This window comes from Pseudomonas reidholzensis (assembly GCF_900536025.1).
Lineage (GTDB): Bacteria > Pseudomonadota > Gammaproteobacteria > Pseudomonadales > Pseudomonadaceae > Aquipseudomonas > Aquipseudomonas reidholzensis.
Genome location: NZ_UNOZ01000017.1, coordinates 216,813 through 236,482, shown reverse-complemented (window position 1 = coordinate 236,482; position 19,670 = coordinate 216,813). Strand labels below are relative to the sequence as shown.

Below are 19,670 nucleotides of genomic sequence, written 5' to 3'. Positions count from 1 at the left end.
CGAGAATACTGCGCCAGGGCGCGGGCAGCGTCATTTGGCGACGCACCCAGGTCACGGCAGCGCGTTCAGTTCATCTTCGACCTGCTGCATGCGCGCTTCGGCCAGCGCCTGGACCTTGGGGTCGCGGGCACTTTCGCGCATCAGCCCGGTGAGTTTTTCGCTCAGCGCCTTGCCCTCTGCGGTATCACCCAGGGCCTTGGCCTTGGCCGGGTCCTGGGTGGCCTGGACGATGGTGGCGAACTCGCTGTCGCTGAAGTTCTTTTCGCTGTACAGCTTGAACAGGTCGTTGCGCTGGTCGTCGACGGTCAGGTGCTTGCGCAGCACTTGCCTGATGGTGTCTTCGGGCACTTGCGGATGGCTCATGGCCAACAGCGCCGCCATGCGGCCGATGTTGTGCTCGTAGGCGGCCTGCAACGGCAGGTTGGCCAGGATCTGTTGTTCGCGGGTGGGCTTCTGGTCGCAGGCGGCGAGGGCGCCGAGCAGGAGCAGGGGCAGCAGCAGTTTCGGCAAGCGGATCATCGACAGGGGAGGCCTTGGGCGCGGTGGTGCGGCAAGCTTACCGGTTTTTCGGGGTTTAGCGGATGCCTCGGTTTGCGCTGGAGTGGGCCCATGGGGTAGAAACCTGCTGTGTTTTCGTAGATGGCCGCTAGCCCCAATGACCGACTGGACTTTCACACCTGTACCTGCCGAGGCGATCGACGAAGTTGTCGCATTCGTCAACGCTTCCCGCCGGGAGCTGTTCCCGATGCTGGCCGGGGCGCCCTTGCCGAACGACCTGGCGTATTTCGGCGAGACCTATGTGCAGGGCGAGGGTTGTTTTCTGATTGCCCGCGATAATGGTCGCTTGGTCGCTGCGATTGGTTATGTGCCGTATGACCACCGGTTTGCCCAGCTGGATTATCGCGGAGTGTGCGTGGTGGAGGTGGTGCGGTTGTTCGTGCTGCCCGAGTATCGGCGCTGCGGCTTGGCGGCGGCGTTGTTCGAGGCGCTGCGCGATGAGGCGCTGAAGGCTGGGGTCGAGTGCCTCTACTTGCATACGCATCCGTTCTTGCCGGGGGCGATCTGCTTCTGGGAGCGGCAGGGGTTTGTGGTCACCGATGTAGAGCCTGATCCGGTTTGGCGGACGACGCATATGCAACGGTGGCTACATGACGCTTGAGCGATCGTGATCGCGGGTGTATGTCACAGCTTCTCTAGCGCCCTCACTATCGAGCGCCGTTCGCGCGGCGCTTCGCGAGTAAACTCGCTCCCACATTTGTTGCAACGCACCATGGCCTGTGAGAGAGGGGTTGCCAGCCTTGGTGCAAGGCAAAAGGTTGCGGGGAGGTCATTTGGGTCGGCTCAAGATCTTCGCCGTACCAACAAGGGCTAAGCCTGGGGTCTGTCAGGCCATGGCACGATGCAACAAATGTGGGAGCGAGTTTACTCGCGAAGCGCCGCGCGGGCGGCGCTCGATCTCAAGGGCGCTAGAGAAGCCTGTGGCTAGCACCGCGCGCGGGCAGCGCTAATCCACACCAGCACCTTGGGAATCGTCCTACATCCAGCCCCGCCATGAGTACACATGGTTCATTTCCCCATCCCCGCCATTTGGGTAGTTTCCTCAACGTCACCCATCGAGGAAGCACCCACCATGCCCGACCTGGCTCTCTACAAAATCACCCTGCTGAACGAATTCGAAACCCGCGAGGACGAATGGACCTTCGGCCACTTCGAGCAACGGCTCACGCAAATCAGGCCCGCAACCAACTACCAGGATGCCAAGGGCATCATCATTGCCGCTCACCAGGCAGGCAACTGGCCGAACACCGTGAAGCGCTACCTGCTGACCAACTTCAAGGCGTTCGGCAATGTCAGCTCTGAATTCAACGACACCTTCTCGCAGGTGGTCAGCGGTATGAGTGCCCATGAACGCGCACCCTGGGGCCTGACCTAAGCGAAGCCTGCGTCAGCTCAGAACCCACCCGTCAGCGGATACTCGACCGCCAGGCGGATCTGGTCACCGTCCAGCTCCGCCTGCGCGGTATTGCCGCGATGCACGTTGTGGCGCAGCGAAAAAGTCGTGCCCTTGGCCTTGCCGTCCTGCACCACATAGCGTGCTTCGAGGTCGCGCTCCCAATGCTTGCCGCCTTTGCCATAACCCAGGTACGCATACCCGCCGTTCGGGTCGACATGGCTACCGTCGATGTCGAAACCGCGCACATACAGCGCGCTCAGGTTCAACCCGGGCACGCCGTAAGCGCCCATGTTCAGGTCATAGCGCGCCTGCCACGACTTCTCGTTGGGCGCGTTGAAGTCGGACATCTGCACAGCGTTGGCAATGAAGATCGCGCCGCGGGTGACGTAGTCGAACGGGGTGTTGCCGTCCACCTGCTGCCAGCCCAGGCTGAAACCGTGCGGCCCCTGGTTGTAACGGGAAACCAGGCTCCAGGTGGTGTTGTCGATGCGCCCGGAGAGCGCCTTGCCGGTGTCGGTGGTGCGGTACAGGTTGAGGTCGAGGCTGACGCTGCGCCGGTCATCCAGGGCGTGGCTCAAGGTGCTGCCGAGGTAGTGCTGGTTCCAGCTGTCCTCGTAGCGCGAGGTGTACAGGCTGGCGCTGAGCGCGCTGCTCGGGTTCCACACCGCGCCGGCCAGATCAAAGCTGTTGCCCTGGCGGCCGTTGGAGTAGTTCACCACGAACCCTTGGTCGTGGCTCGAGGCGTTGCGGTCGGTGCTTTCGTTGAAGTGCCCGGCCACCAGCTTGAGCGTGTCGACCTCGCTGCTGGTGAGGAACAAACCGGTCGCGGTCTCAGGCAACAGGCGGCTGTCGGAGGAACTGAACACCGGGGTCTTGACCCGTTGCTCACCGTACGACAGCACCGTGTTGGACAGGCGCAGCTTGAGCGCGGCACCGCCACGGCTGTATTCGTTCTTCGGGTGGCCCTCGTTGTCCACGCCCAGCAGGCGGGCCTTGCCGACCCGGCCGCCGCCGCTGTCGAGTTGCACGCCGAGGTAGGCATGGGCATCGACGCCGACGCCGATCAGGCCTTGGGTGAAGCCGGACTGCAACGTGCCCATCAAGCCGTAGGCCCATTCCTCGGCCTTGCCGTTACGTTCGCTGCGCGGCTTGTAGGCGTTGCGACCGCTGCTGTTGCGGCCACCGTGGCGATAGTCGCGCTGGTCGAAGACCGTGCGGTTGAGCAGGCTCCAGCTACTGTCTTCGACAAAACCGTTGGACTTGGACTGGGCCGATTCAGCCAGTGCCAGCGGCGCCGCTACGATCAATGGCAGCAGCAGGGCGAAGCGTTGCACGCGGCTCATTGACCCGCCTCCAGTTTCTCCAGTTGCGCATCGAAGCGCGCCTTGGCACGGGCGGGCAGGTCCGCGGGCACTGCCGCCTGGCCAGCGGCCGGCTCACCGACCTGGATCAACATGACCATGCCCATCGCCAGGTGCGGAATGCACTGGATGCCATACAGCCCAGGCACGCTGAAGGTCTGCTCGAACGGCTGGTTGAGCTTGCTCTTGAAGGCCTCGGCACCGCTCGGCAGCAGCGCCGCGACGCTGGCGGCGTTGTGCCCGCTCTGGGTTGGCAGGAAGCGCACGCTGTCACCTGCGGCGATGCGCAGGTGATCGGGCTCGTAGACCATGGCGCCATCAGCGCCGCGGTTGAGCATTTTCACTTCGTGGACTTCGGCCAGCGCCAGCGGGGCGAGCAGCGCACTGGACAGCAACAGGGCAAGAGGACGCAACAACATATCGAGAACTTCCAGGTTCAGGAGGCGCGAAAGCGCAGGATGCGCGCGCCGTCGTAAGGGTCGGTGAGGTAGTGCGCGTGAACGCCAAAGGTGCTCAGCAGGCGCTCGGGCGTGAGCACCTCGAGCGGTTTGCCCAGGGCCACCAGGCGGCCTTGGTCGAGCACCGCCAAGCGGTCGCAGGTCAGCGCCTGGTTGAGGTCATGCAGGGCCACCAGGGTGGTCACCGGCAGCGCCTGGACCTGCTGCAACAGGCTCAGCTGGTGCTGGATATCGAGGTGGTTGGTCGGCTCGTCGAGCAGCAGCAGCTGCGGCCGCTGGGCCAATGCGCGGGCGATGTGCACGCGTTGCCGTTCACCGCCCGAGAGGCTGTGCCAGAGGCGTTCGCGCAGGTGCAGCGCATCGAGGCTGGCCAGCGCCTGTTCGACGATCGTGCGGTCCTCCCTGGAGAAGGGTGCCAGTGCCGACAGCCAGGGCGTACGGCCGAGGGCAACGGCGTCGTAGACGCTGATCGCATCGCTGGTGTCGGCCTGCTGTTCGACCAGCGCCAGCGCTTGCGCCACCCGCCGGCGTGGCATGCGCGCCAGGGCTTCGCCGCCCAGTTGCACGTCGCCGCTGCTCGGTTTCAGCAGGCCGGCTAGCAGCTTGAGCAGGGTCGATTTGCCGGAGCCGTTGGGGCCGACCACACCGAGCGTTTCGCCGGCGATCACGGCCAGGTCGATGTGCTCCAGCACGGTGCTGCCGCCCAGGCGCAGGCCGAGGCCTTGGCAGGCCAACGGTGCGGGCAACAACGAGGTCATGACCGTCATGGGCGCCCCCTGCGGCTGATCAGGATCAGCGCAAACACCGGTGCACCGATCAACGCAGTGACCACGCCGACGGGGATCACCTGCCCGGGGATCAACGTGCGCGAAAGAATGTCGGCGCTGATCAGGAACAACGCCCCGCCCAGCGCACTGGCCGGCAGCAGGCGGCTATGGCCGGGGCCGAGCAGCAGGCGCAAGGCATGGGGGATGACCAGCCCGACGAAACCAATGGCGCCGACGATCGACACCATCACCGCGGTGACCAGCGCCGCGCAACTGATCAGCAGCAACTGCGTGCGGCGCACCGGGATGCCCAGCGAGGCCGCCGAGTCGGCGCCAAAGGTAAAGGCATCCAGCGCCCGCCGGTGCCACAGGCACACCGCCAGCCCTACCAGCGCCACCGGCAGGGCCAGCCACACCGAGGGCCAGCGCACGCCGCTGAGGTTGCCGAGCAGCCAGAACAGAATGCCGCGGGCCTGTTCGGCAGTGGCCGACTTGGTGATCAGAAACGCCGTCAGCGCGCTGAACAGCTGCGAACCGGCGATGCCCGCCAGGATCACCTGGGCGTTGCCGCCGCTCGGCCCACTGGCCCGTGACAGCAGCAGGACCAGGCCAAACGCCGCCAGTGCGCCGATAAAAGCGCCGCCAGACATCGACAGCGCGACGCCGCCCAAGCCCAGCAGGCCCACCGCCACGGCACCGGTCGAAGCCCCCGCCGACAGCCCCAGCAAGTAGGGCTCGGCCAGCGGGTTGCGCAGCAACGCCTGCAGGATCACCCCACAGGTCGCCAGGCCCGCACCGCAGGCCGCGGCCACCAGGGTCCGGGTCAGGCGGTAGTTCCAGACGATGCCGGCGTCGATCGGGTCGACCGGGTAGCCGGCATTCCACAGGTGGTTGGCCAGCACCTGGAACACCACGGTCGGCGACAGCGGCGTCTCGCCGATGGCGATGCCAGCCAGCATGGCCGCGAACAAGGCGAGCAGGGCGAGGGCACTGTAGGGCAGCAGGCGGATCATGGTTGTGGGGCTTTACCGGTAGCGAAGGCGTTGGACAGGGTTTCGAGGCCGCGGAACAAACGAATGCCGGCCTGCATGGCGTCGGCGTCGAGGACGATGATGCGTCCTTGCTTGACCGCGTCCATGTTCTGGGTCACTGGGTCGCTGCGGAGGAATTCCAGCTTTTTCTGGTAGTCGTCGGCCGGGAAGCGGCGGCGGTCCATGCGGGCGATGATCAGCCAGGTCGGGTTGGCCTTGGCCAGCGTTTCCCAGCCCACGGTCGGCCATTCTTCATTGGAGGTGACGACGTTGCGCACGCCCAGGGTCTGCAGCATGAAGTCGGCAACGCCCTGGCGACCGGCGACATACGGGTCGATGTCGAGGTCGGCACTGGAGAACCAGAACAGCGCCGAGGTGTTCGACAGGTCCTTGCTCGCCAACTGTTGCCTGGCTTTTTCCAGGCTGCCCTGCAGCTCGGTATTGAGTGCCGCGCCACGGTCCTGCACGTCGAAGATCTCGGCCAGCTGGCTGACGCTCTTGTAGATGCTGTCGATCTTGAACGGCTGCAGGCGGGTGCCGTCGGCGCCGACCAGGTTGTCCTTGCCTTCGCAGTCGGAGGGCAGCAGATAAGTGGGGATCTTCAGCTCGCTGAACTGCTCGCGGGTGCCGACCACGCCCTGGGCGCCGACCATCCACTCGAACTGCACCGCCACCAGTTGCGGGCGCTTGCCGACCACCGCCTCGAAGCTTGGGTCATTGTCGGCCAGGCGCTCGACCTTGTCGTTCTGCGCCTTGAACTCCGGCAACACGTTGTTGAACCACAGCGAGGTGCCGACCAGCTTGTCGCCCAGGCCCAGTGCATAAAGCATCTCGGTGCCCGCCTGGCCAATGGTCACGGCGCGCTCGGGCGCGTGGGCAAAGGTCTGCGGTGCGCCACAGTTCTCAACGGTCAGCGGGTAATGGGTGGCGGCGGCCTGGGCCAGGCCAGACAGACTCAGACCGGCAAGCAGGGCAGCGAAACGGGGCAGCATGGTGGGACGATCTCCTATCGAAGGGTTCACGGAATGAACGCACGGACAGGCATCGCCGAGCCCGTTGCGCTCGGCAACGGGCAGCACCCTCACGAGGGTGGAGATGGCCATCCCGGACACCCCGCCGGTTGGTAAATGTTTGCCGGCAGGTCTCCTGACTGGTGCGTCATGGCCTGGCTCCGGCCTTCCCGGATCAAGCGATCCAGTGGCATCGATGGAGCAGGCTCGGCACCTACAGTTGCGGGGGCAGTTCCAGTGAGCCTGCGTGGCGTGCAGGCTTGGGATTCCCTATTAATTCCGTGGTGGAAACCGGCGGGCGGCATGGTAGACCATCACGCCGCCGGGTGAAACGCTTTTTACAGGTACTTCAGCCAGGCGATGTCGCGGCGGTGGGCCTTCAGCTGGGCGAACCAGCGCACCGGCAGGTACAGCGAAGCCGCCAGCGCCACGGCGCCGAGCCACACCGCGCCAATGCCGTCGAAGCCGAAGTAGTCGCCATGGTTGAGGCCGAACAGGGCAACGCTGGCGAGGTACAGCAGCTTGAGCACATACAGGTGCAGCAGGTAGAAGAACATCGGCGCTGCGCCAAACACCGCCAGCACGCTGATCCAGCGCGCCTGGCCGGCCCGCTCGAAGCCACGCAGCAGGAGCAGCCCAATACCCAGGGTCAGGCTGAGGAACATCAGCGACGGCGGGTACTTGGTGATGTTGAAGAAGCTCATCAGCGTCTGCATCAGGCTCGGGTAGCTGTGCCACGGCGCTTCGCCATAGCCGTTGAGCATGCGCACCACGAGGAAGCCGAGCAGGGCCAGTGCACCGGCCAGCAGCAGTCGGTATTGGCGCTCGCCGGCATCGCTACCTCGGGCGAACCACGGGCCCAGTGCGTAACCCAGGGCGATCACACCGATCCATGGCAGCACCGGATAGGAGGTGCGCAGGCGCAGGCTGTCGGAGAACTCCAGCCAGCCACGGTCATGCAGGATGGCCCACGGCACGTGCATCCACGAGCCGGGCGCGAAGTGCACGCCGTCGAGCAGGTTGTGCCCGCCGATGATCACCGCACCCAGTGCGATCAATGCCGGGCGCGGCAGCCAGACCAGCACCGAGAGGGCGATCATGCTGACGCCGATGGCCCAGATCACCTGCATGTAGATCACGCTCGGCGGCAGCTGGAAGGTCCAGGCGAAGTTGACCAGGGTGAACTCCAGCACCACCAGGAACAGCCCGCGCTTGAACAGGAACGCCGAAGTGGCGCCACGGCCCTGGTATTTCTCGCCGTACAGCCAGGCCGAGAGGCCGGTCAGCAGGACGAACACCGGCGCACACAGGTGGGCCAGGGTGCGGCTGAAGAACAGCGAAGGTTCGGTGACATCGATGTTCATCGGGTCGCTGACCTGGCGGTGCAGGAAAAAGGTCTCGCGGACGTGGTCCAGCAGCATGAACAGGATCACCAGGCCGCGCAGGGCGTCGATGCTCTGTAGGCGCTGGGTGAGCAGGGTGGGGGTGGCGGAGGCGCTTGTCATGGGGGTTCGCTGGTCGGGATGAGGTGTCAAATGAAATGTTATCTTATATCTTTTTTGTGGGGTGGTGGTAGGGGTGGGAAATTTTTTGTTTGGGAGGCTTAAGGAATTAGGGGCGGGGGAACAGTTGCTTACGACCCATAGCTGCCATTGCGACAGTATTGCTCTTGCTCATTTTCCGAGGCCGGCGCGAACCTTGTGGGAGCGGGTTTATCGAGGCGTCGAACCGCCGCGAAGCAGGCAACGCGGAGGATGGCACTGGCTTCGCCCGTGTTCGCGGGTAAACCCGCTCCCACACCGATCACGCACGTTTGAGCAAGACAGTTGCTCCCGCCTGGCGCAATACGTCGGCCCTGATGGAAGTGAAGCAAGTGCCGTTGGCTAACGCTGAGAGGGTCACCCTAACGATGGGGCAAGGGCGAGCCAATCTTCAGTGAGCCATGCCCAACTCGGCATCATCCAGCAGTGCCTTGGCCAGCGCGCTCAGGTAGTGCGATGCCCAGACGAGTTGCGGGTTGTCTTCCATCACGCCGGTGATGGTCAACTCCCGTACGACCCCCAGCAGTTCCGAGGCTTGCTCCCGCGCATGCTGGCAAGGGATGCCAGGCTCGATGCAGAACAACGGTTGGGTCATGCCTTCACCCTGGTAGAACTTGGTTTTGCCGACCGTGGTGTTGGGTGTTTCTTCCTCTGTGCTCATGGCTCAGTCTCCCTGAAATTATCAGTGCCTGTTCCGGCGCTATCGCGGGCAAGCCCGCTCCTACAGGGGTAGCGCAAGCGTTGGCATCGCGCGCTCACTGTAGGAGCGGGCTTGCCCGCGATAGCGTCCGAACAGATGACACGTCACGTGGGCCTCAGTGCACAGGCCGCGGCGCTGCCGGTATCTGCACCTGGGTCAACGCAGATTCGAGCAGTATGCGCAGCGTCTCAAGCTCATGCGTCACCGCCATCATCAGCACCGCAACGGGGGATCTGGGCTGCAGCATGATCGCCTGATGGGCGACAGTCTGCGCGCACAGCGCGTACTCGGTGGCCTGGAGGAGGGTGTCTTCGAGGGAGTGGGGGTTGTGAGGTGGATCGGGAACGATCTTCAGCATGTACAGCTCCTGTATTTCGACGAGGAGCTGCCTCACGACTTGCTGTCAAACAAGTGGGTGGCAGCTGTGCATGGGTTGACAGACCGGCGAAATACAGGAAAACCGGCGCACGCGAACGTGCCCCAGGCACAGCTGCCATTGAGGCCAAGCAATGCCCTGGATTTCGTTGCGGCCTGTCAAAGCCGTGTCGTTGATGAGCAACGACACGCCGAGACTAGAACCCTGCCAGAGCCACCGCAACGGAAAAAAGGCGGCTGAAGTATGTTTGGGAAATGGACTACAAGGAAGGGGTTAAATCTGATTTTTAGAACTGCTCGAATTGATGAGCCTTAATGTAGGGCTGGAATGCAAGTGTCGTAGGATATTTCCTATAGTGTTGTTTTGTTGGTGTTATTGATATTTGCGCTATTGACATTGCCTGTAATGCCGCTTTTAACTCGTATGGATTTTTTTCCACAAGCTTTGGGTCGCCAGCAAAGAAGCGCTTTCCTCGATGAAAAGGAAGAAATGCTTTAGTACAGCTCGCAGCCTAAGGCGCTGACCTTAGGGATAGGGCTTTGGATGTATCAATGGGGCTGTTGGCTGCAGTATGTTGGGGGCTTACTGATTTTTTAGTGGGCATGAATGCAAGAAAGGTTGGCGTCCGGTGCTCTGTTTTTGTTGGACAGGCGTTAGGCTTGATCCTGATGAGTGTCATAGTGGTGACATCGAAGGACCAAGCGGGGCGTTTCGTAAACGCTTCGATTCACGCCTGGCTGTTCGGTATTCTCGCCGCCATGTGCACCGTTTTCGGAGCCCTAGCACTTGCGAAAGCTTTCGCAATTGGGAAGACATCAGTTGTGGCACCGCTGGTAACGACCTATGGCGTCTTCACGACTTTGTTCGCATGGTTAGCAGGCGAATCATTATCTATCTGGCAGTTGTCGGGTATCGCTGCCTGCGTGATGGGTGTGCTGTTAGTCAGTGGTAAGAGTGATTCTGGTGGCGAAATGCACAAGGTGCGAGCGAGGCCTTCAGTAATTTTCGCGCTGATCGCTGCGCTGTGCTACGGGTTGAGCTTCTGGGTTCAAGGAAAATATTCACTGCCCGCACTGGGGCCGGTCACCATGCTATGGCTTGCCTACTTGGTAGGTGTGCTGTTTTTATGGAGAGAGCTATTTCACTTTATGCGGGAGAGACGCACCTTCGTCGCGACTACGTATGGGGCGCTGTGCGCTGCGAGCTTGTGCAATTTGGCGGGTTTTTTTGCTTTTTCAATAGGCGCAACCCATGGCGCAGTTTCGGTTGTTACTGTGATAAGCACTTTGTCTGGAGGGATAGCAGCCATATTGGGGTGCATTATCTATCGTGAAAAACTATCTGCGTTGCAGGTGGTGGGTATTCTTTCAGTGGTATTCGGTGCCGGTTTGATTCATGCCTATGGTTGAGATGCTGCTCATGGCGGCCAAGTGCATGCCGCGGGCTTCTCTAGCGCCCTCACTATCGAGCGCCGCCCGCGCGGCGCATCGCGGGCAAGCCCGCTCCTACATTTGTTGCAACGCACCATGGCCTGACAGACCGCTGTATTAGCCTTGTTTGTACGACGACAATCTTGAGGCTGCCCTGATTGCCTCTCATCAGGCTTTTGTCATGCACCAAGGCTGGCAACGCCTCTCTCACAGGCCATGGCACGTTGCAACAAATGTGGGAGCGGCGGTGCGGCGATCCGACTTGCCCCGCGAAGCGCCGCGCGGGCGGCGCTCGATCTTGAGCACGCCACAAGGCCGCAAGGCATGCACCTAGAGGCCCTGATACGGTCTCTAACCGGACCTAGCGACCTTAAAAACGATAATCCACCGTAGCAAAGTAAGACCGCGGCGCCCCCAACAACCACTGCTCGCCGCTATACGCGGCCACCACATAATCCCGGTTCAGCAAGTTATTCACCTGCAACCCCAACCGCACATCCGGCAGCACCTGCCAGCCGAAATCCGCATCCACCACGGTATACCCAGGCACCCCCTGACTATTGGCCGTATCCACAAACCGCGCATCCACATAGCGCAGCCCAATCCCCGCATCCACCGCCTGCCCAAACCCCTTGCTCACCCACAGGTTGGCACTGCGTCGCGGCACGTTGTCCGGCCGCTTGCCACTGCGATCCATGGCAACACCGTCGACCATTTCATCGAAGTCGTCATACTTGGCCCGCACCACCGCAGCATTCGCCGAAACCTGCCACTGATTGGCCAACGCCAATTCCACACTGGCCTCCACCCCATCCGACCTTTGCTGCCCAGCCTGCTGCTTCTCGTGGGTAATCGGATCATCCACCAGCAGCTTCTTCTTGACGATGTGATACGCCGCCAACGTCCATTCCCCGCGCCCCTCCCAGAAGCGCTGCTTGAGCCCCAGCTCGGTCTGCTTCGACTCGGTCAGGTCGTAGCTCATCTGCGTAGGGCTGAGGCTGATGAGGTTGCTGACGCCATCCTCACTGGTCGAGTACTGCCCATACAGCGACAAATCATCACTCACCGCAAACACCAGCCCTGCACGCCAGTTGCCGCCACTCAGGCTGCGGTCACTGCGCGTACCGTCGACCAGGTTGTCGCGGTCGATGTGGTTCTGGTCGCGCCGCACTCCGGTCACCAGCGACAACCGCTCGGTCAGCTGGGTGCGGTTCTCGGCGAACAACGCGACCGTGTGCGTTGTGCTCAGGGTGCGGGGCTGCAACGCAGTGGCGCTGTCGAACCAGCCCGGGTCCGGCTGCCACGGGTCGATGTAATCGCCGCCGATATCGTTAAACGGCGAGTTGTTGGTCAGCTTGAAGCGGATCTTGTTGTACTCGGCGCCGACCACGGTCTTGCTGTTCAACCCGAACAGCGCATGGTCGAAGGTAAAGCTCTGGCGGTCGCCGATCTGCTCCTGGGCGTGCTTGATCTCGAGGAAGCCATTGCGCAGCAACTGGCCTCGGTCGGCGTCCCAGTTGTAATTCTCGGCATTGCGCCAGTGGCGACGGCCCTTGATGTAGAACAGCTGGTTGCTGGCGCTGACGCTGTCGCTGAGGGTCCAGTCGGTGTTCAGCCGGGTCCACTCGTCGTGGTAGCGCAGCACAGCATTGCGCACGTTGTACTGCTTGTCGCGCACGCTGTCGCGGTAATGGCCGTCGATCAGCGGGGTGCCGAAGTAGTTCATCGGCTCGGCGTCACCGCGCTCGTGGGCCAGGGTAAAGCTCAAGTCGTCGCTGGCGTCGAAGCGCAGCGCGGCGCTCAGGGCCAGGTTGCGCGAGTCGCCGCGCGCGACGTAGCCGTTGCCTTGCTGCTGGTTGAGGGTGAGCCGATAGCTCAGGCGCTCGCTGAGGCTGCCGCCGCTGTCCAGGCCGAGCTGCTGGCGGTCCCAGGAGCCGTAGCCGAGGCGCAGGTGATTGCGGACTTCGCCGGCAAACGGCTTTTTCGGGATCACGTTGACCACCGCGCCGGTGGCACCTTCGCCGTAGAGCACCGACGCCGGCCCACGCAGCACCTCGATGCGCTCGACCATCCACGGGTCGACCGGGAAGGTCTGGGTGCCGGCACCGGTGTACAACCGCGCGCCGTCGAACAGGGTCATCACCGAGCCGTGGCCGGTGAAGCCGCGCGCGGAGAGCGCCGTGCCGCCATCACCGGGCGTGCCGATGAAGGTGATGCCCGGTGAGCGGGTGACCGCATCCTGTACGGTGAGGTTACTGCGCTGCTGGATCTGCTCGGCAGTGATGCTGGTGGTGCTGGCCGGTGTTTCCAGGGCGCTCAGGCCCAGCCGTGAGCCGGCCTGGGTCGGCGTGGCGAGGTCGACGGCCGGGGCGTCGCGGGTATCGGTGACGGCGGTGGAGGGCAGGGCCACCACGTTGCCGGGGTGCTCTTCGGCCAGCGCCGGAAGGGAAACGGCCAGGCAGGCCGCCAGGGTGTGTAGCGTGTTGATACGGGACATGTCGTTCCACTGTCGCAGGAAGAATGGATCCCGGTGGAAACAACGCAAAGACGAGCAGACACGCACGCAGGCGCGCACGCGCAAACCGGCCTGCGCCCGCCCACCGCGGGTTTGCCAACTGAAGTTGCAGGCCGGTCTCCGGGCTTGCGAGGAGCACGAAACCTTCACCTTCCCATGCATGCGCACAGTGGTCTGTCGAAGGGTTCACTCGCTTACCGTTGCGGGGGCAGCGCCGGACTGGTCGTACGAAACGACGCACCGGCTTCCCGTTTCACCCTGCGCACGGCGGCGCAGGACACCTGAAACTGGCGCGCATCTGACCATCGAACGGAGGGCCAGTCAATCGTTCGGCTGGGGCAGATTTTTGTGACGTGGCGCAGGGTTACGCGTTTTTACTGTTTTTTTTTCGAACTTTTTTGCTCAGGGCTGTCTCGAAGCGCTCGATCGTCATCAACATTCACGTCATGGAGACTGCCACGAATGTTCACCCGTAATCCGCTGCGCCACGCTTGCCTGTTCGCTCTGCTCGGTGCGCCCCTGGCAGCCACTGCCGCCCCGAGCACCGACCCGCAGTTCACCTTCGGCCTGCTCGGCAGCTACGACACCTTCAAGTACGAAGGCGGCTCGGAGTCCGAGAAGGATCACCTGGGTCAAGGCGGCGTGTTCGCCAACTTTGGCAACAAGATGACGGCCGAATCCGGCCTGATCTACCAGGTGGGCGGCCACGCCAAGTATGGCAAGAAAAACGACAACAAGCTCAAGGAAGCCCAGCTCGACCTGGACCTGGGCTGGCGCGCCGCGCTGGACGCGCGCAACTTTGTCGACCTCACCGTGGGTGGCGGTTACAGCTGGTCGCGCTTCGAGCCTGAGCTGAACGGCCTGGACACCGAGCTGACCTACAAGTCGCCGTTCGCCAAGGCTGCGCTGGGCTACAACCACCAGTTCGATGCCGCGACCCTGCGCGTCGAAGTCGGCGCCCGGCATACCCTCGATGGCCGTGCCAAGCTGAAGGTCGATGACTTCGGCAGCGACACCGTGGACATGAAGGACCGCACCAATCCGTACGCCGAAGTCAGCCTGCTGATGAACCAGCAGGGCGGCCTGCCGATCTACGCCGGGGTGTACTACACCCGCACCGAGTACAAGCTCGATGAAGACTCGCCGGTCGCCGACAACACCAAGCTCAAGCGTGACGAGTTCGGCGTCAAGGTAGGCCTGGCGTTCTGATGCTGGCAGGCTGAATCGCCACTCCTACAGGCATTTGCGCTGCACCCTGTAGGAGCGGGCTTGCCCGCGATAGGGCCGGTAAAGACTTCGCAAATCGGACCGTCAACGCCCCCGTCTACGCGACACCCGCGCCTCGATGTTCTTGCGCCCGATCAGCAGCGCAGGCTTCTCCACCACCGGCTCATCGGCCAGCCACTTGTACATCACCAGGCAATCCACCAGCCCCAACCGGGCATGCCGATAGGCCTTGGGCAACCGCCCGACCGTCTCGAAGCCGAGCTTGTGCCACAGCGCCACCGCCACCTCGTTGGTCACCACCACCGAATTGAACTGCAAGGCCAGAAAACCTTCCTGGCGCGCCAGCTTCTGCGAGTGCTCGCACATCAGCTTCGCCACACCCCGCCCACACGCAGCCGGGCAGACCATATACCCGCAGTTGCCGACATGCGCGCCTGGGCCGGCGGCGTTGGCCTTCAGGTAGTAGGACCCGAGCAGCTCACCGTCTTCTTCCGCGACCAGCGTGTGCAGCGGCAACTCGAGCCACAGCTGGCGCGCCTGCTCGACGCTCAGTTGCGGATCGAAGGCATAGGTTTCGCGGGCCTGGACGATGGTCTCGAAGGTTGGCCAGAAGCGCGGAAAGTCTTCTGGGGTCATCGGGCGGATGTGAATCATGGCGGTTCCTGCACGGGCTTGGCCGCCAAGTCTGGTGGGCGCGGCGTCGTCGCGCAAGGGCGACGACGCCGGCAGTGACTCACTCGGTGGCCTTGGCCACGGCATCCAGTGCGCGCGCCGAGTAGACCAGCGCGGCGCCTGCGTTCATCGCCACCGCGACGCCGAGCGCCTCGGCGATCTCCTCGCGGCTGGCGCCGTGCTTGACCGCCTCCTTGGAATGCACGGCGATGCAGCCGTCGCAGCGGGTGGTGACCGCCACGGCCAGGGAGATCAGCTCGCGGGTCTTGGCGTCCAGGTGATTGGTCTTGGCGCCCGCGCCGCTGGCGGTCATGTAGCCGGCCACGGTGTCGGGAGACAGTTGCTTGAGATCACCGATCCCGGCCATCAACTGCTTACGGTAGGCGTCCCAGTCCATCATGCTCATTGTCTTCACCTTGTGAGGTTGCGTCAGGAGCTTTCAGGCTAGTCGAAGGTGGGCGCAGGGAAGGGTGACGATGGTCGGACGGCGATAGCCCTTCGCCAGCGCCGCCGACCGAGCTGTCAGATGTAAATGAACACCAGCACCAAGGCTGCGACCACCAGCCATTTTTCCAGGTAGTAGCGCGTGCGATTGCGCTTCTTCAGCGCCTTGCCGCGCTCGCGGATCTTGTAGATGCGGGTGAACAGGCGGTTGATCCCGCCGGTCTTGTCATTGGCATCGTTGGGCGCGGCGGCGGCGGCCATCACCTTGCGGCTGAACCAGCGGTTGAAGGCTGTCGCCCAGCGGTACTTGAGCGGGCGCTCGACATCGCAGAACAGGATGATCCGGTTGTGCTCGGTGGTGTTGGCGGCGTAGTGGATGTAGGTCTCGTCGAACATCACCGCCTCGCCGTCGCGCCAAGCGTACTTCTCGCCGTCGACGTCGATGTAGCAGCCGTCGTCGTTCGGCGTGTCCAGGCCCAGGTGATAGCGATACGACCCGGCGTACGGATCACGGTGGCGGACCAGCTTGGCGCCCGGCGGCAGGGTGGCGAACATCGCCGCCTTGACCGTGCCGATGCCTTGCAGCAGCTCGGTGGTGCGCGGGCACAGGCTCATCGCCGAGGGGTGGCTCTCGCCGTACCACTTGAGGTAGAAGCGCTTCCAGCCGCTCTTGAAGAACGAGTTGAACCCGACGTCGTCATAGTTTTCAGACTTCTTGATTTCGCCGACGTGCAGCAGTTGCTGGGCTTCTGCGCGGATCTCCTGCCAATGGTCCTTCAGCGGCTGCAGCTCGGGGAAGGCCTCCACCGGCAGGTAAGGCGTGGCCGGGTGCCGGGAAAACAGGTACAGAAAGCTGTTGATCGGGGCGAGGAAACTGGAGTGGTCGCCCAGCTGACGCGTCAGCTTGTGGCGAACCCGACCGCGCAGGTGAACATAGGCGATCGAGAGGACGAAGAGGAGTACGAGTGCGATTTTCATGAACGGACACTTGTCGAAAATGGCCATGCGCCATGGCGTGAGCCCGCCAGCATAAACAATCGTGAAACGACTTTGTACTTCTTGTTACATCTGCGCTGGGGGACTTTGGTGTAATGGCCTGCAGCGTGCGCAAACGTTTCAACTCGCGCTTTGGTCCTGGAATGCGCAGCGAAACGGTACACTCAGGGCACCCGTCCCATCATTCTGGAGCCCCCATGGCCAAGGAAGCCCGACCCAGCGGCACCCCGTTCAAGCGGGTGTTCTTTGCCCTCACGGTCAGCGATGCGCAGCGCCGCGAGATGGCGCATTGGCGACGTGCACTGAACCTGCGCAGTGGCAAGCCGGTGCCGGCGGAAAACTTCCACCTGACCTTGCTGTTCGTGGGCGATGTGGAGGCCGCGCAGGTGCCCGCGCTGTGCGCTGCGGTCGACAACCTCAAGCGCCCTGGCGGGCCATTACGGGTGGTGCTGGACCGTTTGCAGGTCTGGCCGCGGCCGGGCGTGCTGGTGCTGGAAGCGAGCGAAACCCCACCGGCCTTGCGCCAGTTGGTCTATGCCCTGGAGCAAGCGGCGCTGCCCCTGGGCATTGCCCAGCAACAGCGCGAATACCGCCCGCACCTGACCTTGTCACGCGATTTTCACGGCCAGGTGCCGGAGGCCAGCACGGCAGCGGACTTCTACCTGACGGCCCGCCACTTCACCCTCTTCGAGTCGCGCAAGGGCCGATACTGGCCCTTGGCGCAGTGGCCCCTGGCGGACTGAGCCGGGTTCAGAACTGCGGCGTGTACTTGACCGTCAGCATGAAGTTGCGCGGCTCGCCGTAGTTGTTGCTGCCGTTGAGCTGGTTGAAGCCCGCTACCCAGTACTTCTTGTCGAAGAGGTTGTTGGCGTTAACCGCCAGGTTGATTTCCGGGGTCAGCTGGTAGGCCACGCGGCCGCTCCAGACGGTGTAGCCCGGCACGGTGTAGGTGCTTTCGTAGCCCAGGGTGTGGCTCTGGGTGGTGAAGCCCAGGCCGGTGCTCCAGCGCTGGCCGTCCACTGGCAGGGTGTAGTCGGCCCAGGTGCGCAGCATGTGCTTGGGTGTCCACTGGCTGAACGTGCGGCCCTCGTTGTCCGGATCGTCGAGGTACTTGGTGGTGTTGTAGGTGTAGCCGGCGAACAGTTGCAGGCCGCTGACCACTTCACCGCTGATCTCGGCTTCGACACCTTGGCTGCGCACCTTGCCCGAGGCCATCGAGCAGAAATAGTCGCCACACTCCGAGTTCATGTCGGTGACCGCGCGGTTTTCCTGGTCGTAGCGGAACACCGCGATCGAGGTGTTGACCCGGCCATCGAACAGTTCGCCTTTGAAGCCGGTCTCGTAGTTGCTGCCGATGATCGGCTTGAGCGCTGTTTCGCCGGCCGCACGCTCGGTCTGCGGGGTGAACACGTCGGTGTAGCTGGCGTACCACGACCACTCGCGGGTCAGGTCGTAGACGAAGCCGGCGTACGGGGTCACTTCGCCCGACTCGGTCATGCGGCTGGTCGGATAGCGGGTGCCGGCGTCGGTCGGGTTGTTGAAGTCGATCGAATCCCAGCTGTAGTCGAACCAGCTGACACGGGTGCCGACGACCAGGGTCAGGTCCTCGGTTGGCTTGATGCGCCAGGCGCCGTACAGGCCCTTCTGCCGAATGTCATAGCTGGCCTTGTTGTGGCGACCGATTGGGCCGGCGAGCAAACTGTCGCGGCTCGGCTCCGGGCGGTCGTGGTCGATGTCGAAGAGGTTGTCGGTGGTGGGGCTGAACTTGCGCCAGTAGGCGTCATCCGAGGTCAGCTTCGAGTAGTTGCCGCCCAGGGTGATTTCGTGGGCCAGGGCGCCAGTGTCGAAGTGACCGACCACGTTCATGTCCAGGCCCAGCTTGGTGTTGTGGAAGTCGGTGATCCAGTCGGCGTAGGTCAAGCCGCTGCCATCGGCGGCCACGCCCTGGCCGCTCGACTGCACGCGCTGGTGGGTGGAGGTGTTGGTCTCGTCCATGCGCACGGCGGCAGCCTTGAACGCCCAGTCGTCGTTGAAGCGGTGCTCCAGGTCGAGGTAGTAGGTGGTGGCGTCGGTTTCGGCGCGGCTCCAGCGGGCACCGGTGTAGGTCGAGCGGGGCAGGTCCACGGCCTTGCCGGTGGTGTAACGGGGGATGCCGCGCAGCATCGGCCGTGACTGCTCACGGCTGTAGCTGATGCCGCCGCCAATCGTCGTCGAGTCGTTCAGGTCGATGTCCAGTGCGCCGTACAGCGAGTGGGTCTTGCTCCACTGGTAGTCGATGAAGCTGTCGCTCTGGTCTTCGTCGACCACCACCCGCCCGCGCACGTTGCCGCTGCTGGTCAGCGGCCCGCCGGCGTCCAGTTGCAGGCCGTAGTGGTCCCACGAGCCGGCCTTGCCGGTAATGCTCACGGTCGGTGCGGCCTGGCCGCGCTTGCGCACCAGGTTGATCGCGCCGCCCGGGCTGCCGGTGCCCTGCAGCAGGCCGGAGGAACCCCGCAGGATCTCGACGCGGTCGAAGAACACCAGGTCCTGGGTGGCCCAGTTGCCCAGCGAGTAGTTGTTCCGCGGGATCGGCACGCCGTCGTACTGCCAGTCGTCGATCTGGAACCCGCGCGAGGTGATCACCATGCCCGGGCCGATGCCTTGCGCGCCGACGATACCGGTGGTGTGGTTGAGCGCGTCCTTGAGGTCGGTGATGCCCTGGTCGTCGAGTTGCTTGCGGGTGATCACGGTGACCGACTGGGGGATTTCCTTGAGCGTGTGGGTGCCCTTGCCGAGGGTTACCGCGCGCGCGGCGTACGAGCCGCTGCCTTCGCTGGTGGCATTCAGGTAGTTGTCGGTGACGCTGGTCGCGCCCAGCTCCATCACGTCGCCGCCGAGGCTGGCCGGGGCCACGCTGAAGTGGCCGCTGGCGGTGACCCGCAATTGCAGGCCGCTGCCGGCCAGGGCGGCCTGCATGGCCTGTTCGGCACTCATCTGGCCGACCACTGCGGGCGCCTGCTTGCCGCGCACCAGTTCGGGCTCCAGGGCGATGATGTGGCCGCTCTGGCTGGCGATGCGGTTGAGCGTGGTGGCCAGGCTTGCCGCCGGCAGGTTGAACGACAAGGTCTGCGCCTGGGCGAGGGCACTGAGGCTGCTCAGGGCGACGACGAGGGGCAGGGCGCGGGGCCAGTTGTTGTGCACGGTGTTCT

The 19,670-nt window shown here is 63.6% G+C and carries 19 protein-coding genes and 2 riboswitches; of the genes, 5 read left to right on the top strand and 14 right to left on the bottom strand.

The window, feature by feature from the left end:
- Positions 1 to 51 precede the first annotated feature (51 nt).
- A complete protein-coding gene (locus tag CCOS865_RS13400; RefSeq protein WP_119141520.1) occupies positions 52 to 519 on the bottom strand; it encodes a hypothetical protein in 468 nt (155 codons plus the stop codon).
- A 136-nt stretch (positions 520 to 655) separates the two neighbouring features.
- Here CCOS865_RS13400 and CCOS865_RS13395 point away from each other — a divergent pair, with 136 nt between their 5' ends.
- The gene (locus CCOS865_RS13395) at positions 656 to 1,159 is read left to right on the top strand and encodes a GNAT family N-acetyltransferase (protein ID WP_119141518.1); all 504 of its coding nucleotides are present in this window, start codon (positions 656 to 658) and stop codon (positions 1,157 to 1,159) included.
- A 471-nt stretch (positions 1,160 to 1,630) separates the two neighbouring features.
- Positions 1,631 to 1,933 (top strand): hypothetical protein, encoded by a 303-nt coding sequence (locus tag CCOS865_RS13390; RefSeq protein ID WP_119141516.1) that lies wholly within the window; start codon positions 1,631 to 1,633, stop codon positions 1,931 to 1,933.
- Positions 1,934 to 1,950: 17 nt separating this feature from the next.
- Here the strand turns inward: CCOS865_RS13390 and CCOS865_RS13385 are convergent, their stop codons facing one another.
- From CCOS865_RS13385 to CCOS865_RS13350, 8 genes are all read right to left on the bottom strand, one after another.
- The gene (locus CCOS865_RS13385; RefSeq protein WP_119141514.1) at positions 1,951 to 3,297 is read right to left on the bottom strand and encodes an OprD family porin; all 1,347 of its coding nucleotides are present in this window, start codon (positions 3,295 to 3,297) and stop codon (positions 1,951 to 1,953) included.
- On the bottom strand, positions 3,294 to 3,734 hold the full coding sequence (locus tag CCOS865_RS13380; protein WP_119141512.1) for a pseudoazurin: 441 nt from the start codon (positions 3,732 to 3,734) through the stop codon (positions 3,294 to 3,296). Before CCOS865_RS13380 ends, CCOS865_RS13385 begins: the two co-directional genes overlap by 4 nt.
- A gap of 17 nt (positions 3,735 to 3,751) precedes the next feature.
- Positions 3,752 to 4,540 (bottom strand): ABC transporter ATP-binding protein, encoded by a 789-nt coding sequence (locus CCOS865_RS13375; protein WP_119141510.1) that lies wholly within the window; start codon positions 4,538 to 4,540, stop codon positions 3,752 to 3,754.
- Positions 4,537 to 5,553, bottom strand: coding sequence for a FecCD family ABC transporter permease (locus tag CCOS865_RS13370; RefSeq protein ID WP_119141508.1), 1,017 nt, complete (start codon positions 5,551 to 5,553; stop codon positions 4,537 to 4,539). The genes CCOS865_RS13375 and CCOS865_RS13370 overlap by 4 nt, the downstream gene beginning before the upstream one ends.
- Positions 5,550 to 6,563 carry an ABC transporter substrate-binding protein gene (locus CCOS865_RS13365; RefSeq protein ID WP_119141506.1) on the bottom strand — a complete coding sequence of 338 codons (1,014 nt, stop codon included), beginning with the start codon at positions 6,561 to 6,563 and terminating at the stop codon, positions 5,550 to 5,552. Before CCOS865_RS13365 ends, CCOS865_RS13370 begins: the two co-directional genes overlap by 4 nt.
- A 127-nt stretch (positions 6,564 to 6,690) precedes the next feature.
- Positions 6,691 to 6,892: riboswitch (cobalamin riboswitch) on the bottom strand.
- 27 nt (positions 6,893 to 6,919) lie between these two features.
- Positions 6,920 to 8,086 carry an acetyltransferase domain-containing protein gene (locus CCOS865_RS13360; protein WP_119141504.1) on the bottom strand — a complete coding sequence of 389 codons (1,167 nt, stop codon included), beginning with the start codon at positions 8,084 to 8,086 and terminating at the stop codon, positions 6,920 to 6,922.
- A 427-nt stretch (positions 8,087 to 8,513) separates the two neighbouring features.
- Entirely contained in the window at positions 8,514 to 8,783 is a 270-nt protein-coding gene (locus CCOS865_RS13355) for a DUF3077 domain-containing protein (protein ID WP_119141502.1), read from the bottom strand.
- 154 nt (positions 8,784 to 8,937) lie between these two features.
- Positions 8,938 to 9,180, bottom strand: coding sequence for a hypothetical protein (locus CCOS865_RS13350; protein ID WP_119141500.1), 243 nt, complete (start codon positions 9,178 to 9,180; stop codon positions 8,938 to 8,940).
- A gap of 557 nt (positions 9,181 to 9,737) precedes the next feature.
- Here CCOS865_RS13350 and CCOS865_RS13345 point away from each other — a divergent pair.
- Complete coding sequence (locus CCOS865_RS13345; protein ID WP_208644528.1) at positions 9,738 to 10,607, top strand: DMT family transporter; 870 nt, start codon at positions 9,738 to 9,740, stop codon at positions 10,605 to 10,607.
- A gap of 391 nt (positions 10,608 to 10,998) precedes the next feature.
- On the opposite strand, the gene CCOS865_RS13340 is transcribed toward CCOS865_RS13345, so the two are convergent.
- A complete protein-coding gene (locus tag CCOS865_RS13340) occupies positions 10,999 to 13,125 on the bottom strand; it encodes a TonB-dependent receptor (protein ID WP_119141496.1) in 2,127 nt (708 codons plus the stop codon).
- Positions 13,126 to 13,237: 112 nt separating this feature from the next.
- A riboswitch (cobalamin riboswitch) is annotated at positions 13,238 to 13,443 on the bottom strand.
- 162 nt (positions 13,444 to 13,605) lie between these two features.
- Between CCOS865_RS13340 and CCOS865_RS13335 the strand changes: the two genes are divergently transcribed.
- Positions 13,606 to 14,352, top strand: coding sequence for an outer membrane beta-barrel protein (locus CCOS865_RS13335; RefSeq protein WP_119141494.1), 747 nt, complete (start codon positions 13,606 to 13,608; stop codon positions 14,350 to 14,352).
- 102 nt (positions 14,353 to 14,454) lie between these two features.
- On the opposite strand, the gene CCOS865_RS13330 is transcribed toward CCOS865_RS13335, so the two are convergent.
- From CCOS865_RS13330 to lpxO, 3 genes are all read right to left on the bottom strand, one after another.
- Positions 14,455 to 15,024, bottom strand: a complete 570-nt coding sequence (locus CCOS865_RS13330; protein ID WP_119141492.1) for a GNAT family N-acetyltransferase — start codon at positions 15,022 to 15,024, stop codon at positions 14,455 to 14,457.
- 79 nt (positions 15,025 to 15,103) lie between these two features.
- On the bottom strand, positions 15,104 to 15,448 hold the full coding sequence (locus CCOS865_RS13325; protein ID WP_119141490.1) for a carboxymuconolactone decarboxylase family protein: 345 nt from the start codon (positions 15,446 to 15,448) through the stop codon (positions 15,104 to 15,106).
- A gap of 116 nt (positions 15,449 to 15,564) precedes the next feature.
- Positions 15,565 to 16,464, bottom strand: a complete 900-nt coding sequence (gene lpxO, locus CCOS865_RS13320; protein ID WP_119141644.1) for a lipid A hydroxylase LpxO — start codon at positions 16,462 to 16,464, stop codon at positions 15,565 to 15,567.
- A gap of 215 nt (positions 16,465 to 16,679) precedes the next feature.
- Between lpxO and thpR the strand changes: the two genes are divergently transcribed.
- A complete protein-coding gene (gene thpR, locus CCOS865_RS13315) occupies positions 16,680 to 17,225 on the top strand; it encodes an RNA 2',3'-cyclic phosphodiesterase (protein ID WP_119141488.1) in 546 nt (181 codons plus the stop codon).
- A gap of 7 nt (positions 17,226 to 17,232) precedes the next feature.
- On the opposite strand, the gene CCOS865_RS13310 is transcribed toward thpR, so the two are convergent.
- Positions 17,233 to 19,662, bottom strand: coding sequence for a TonB-dependent siderophore receptor (locus tag CCOS865_RS13310; RefSeq protein ID WP_119141487.1), 2,430 nt, complete (start codon positions 19,660 to 19,662; stop codon positions 17,233 to 17,235).
- Positions 19,663 to 19,670: the final 8 nt, after the last annotated feature.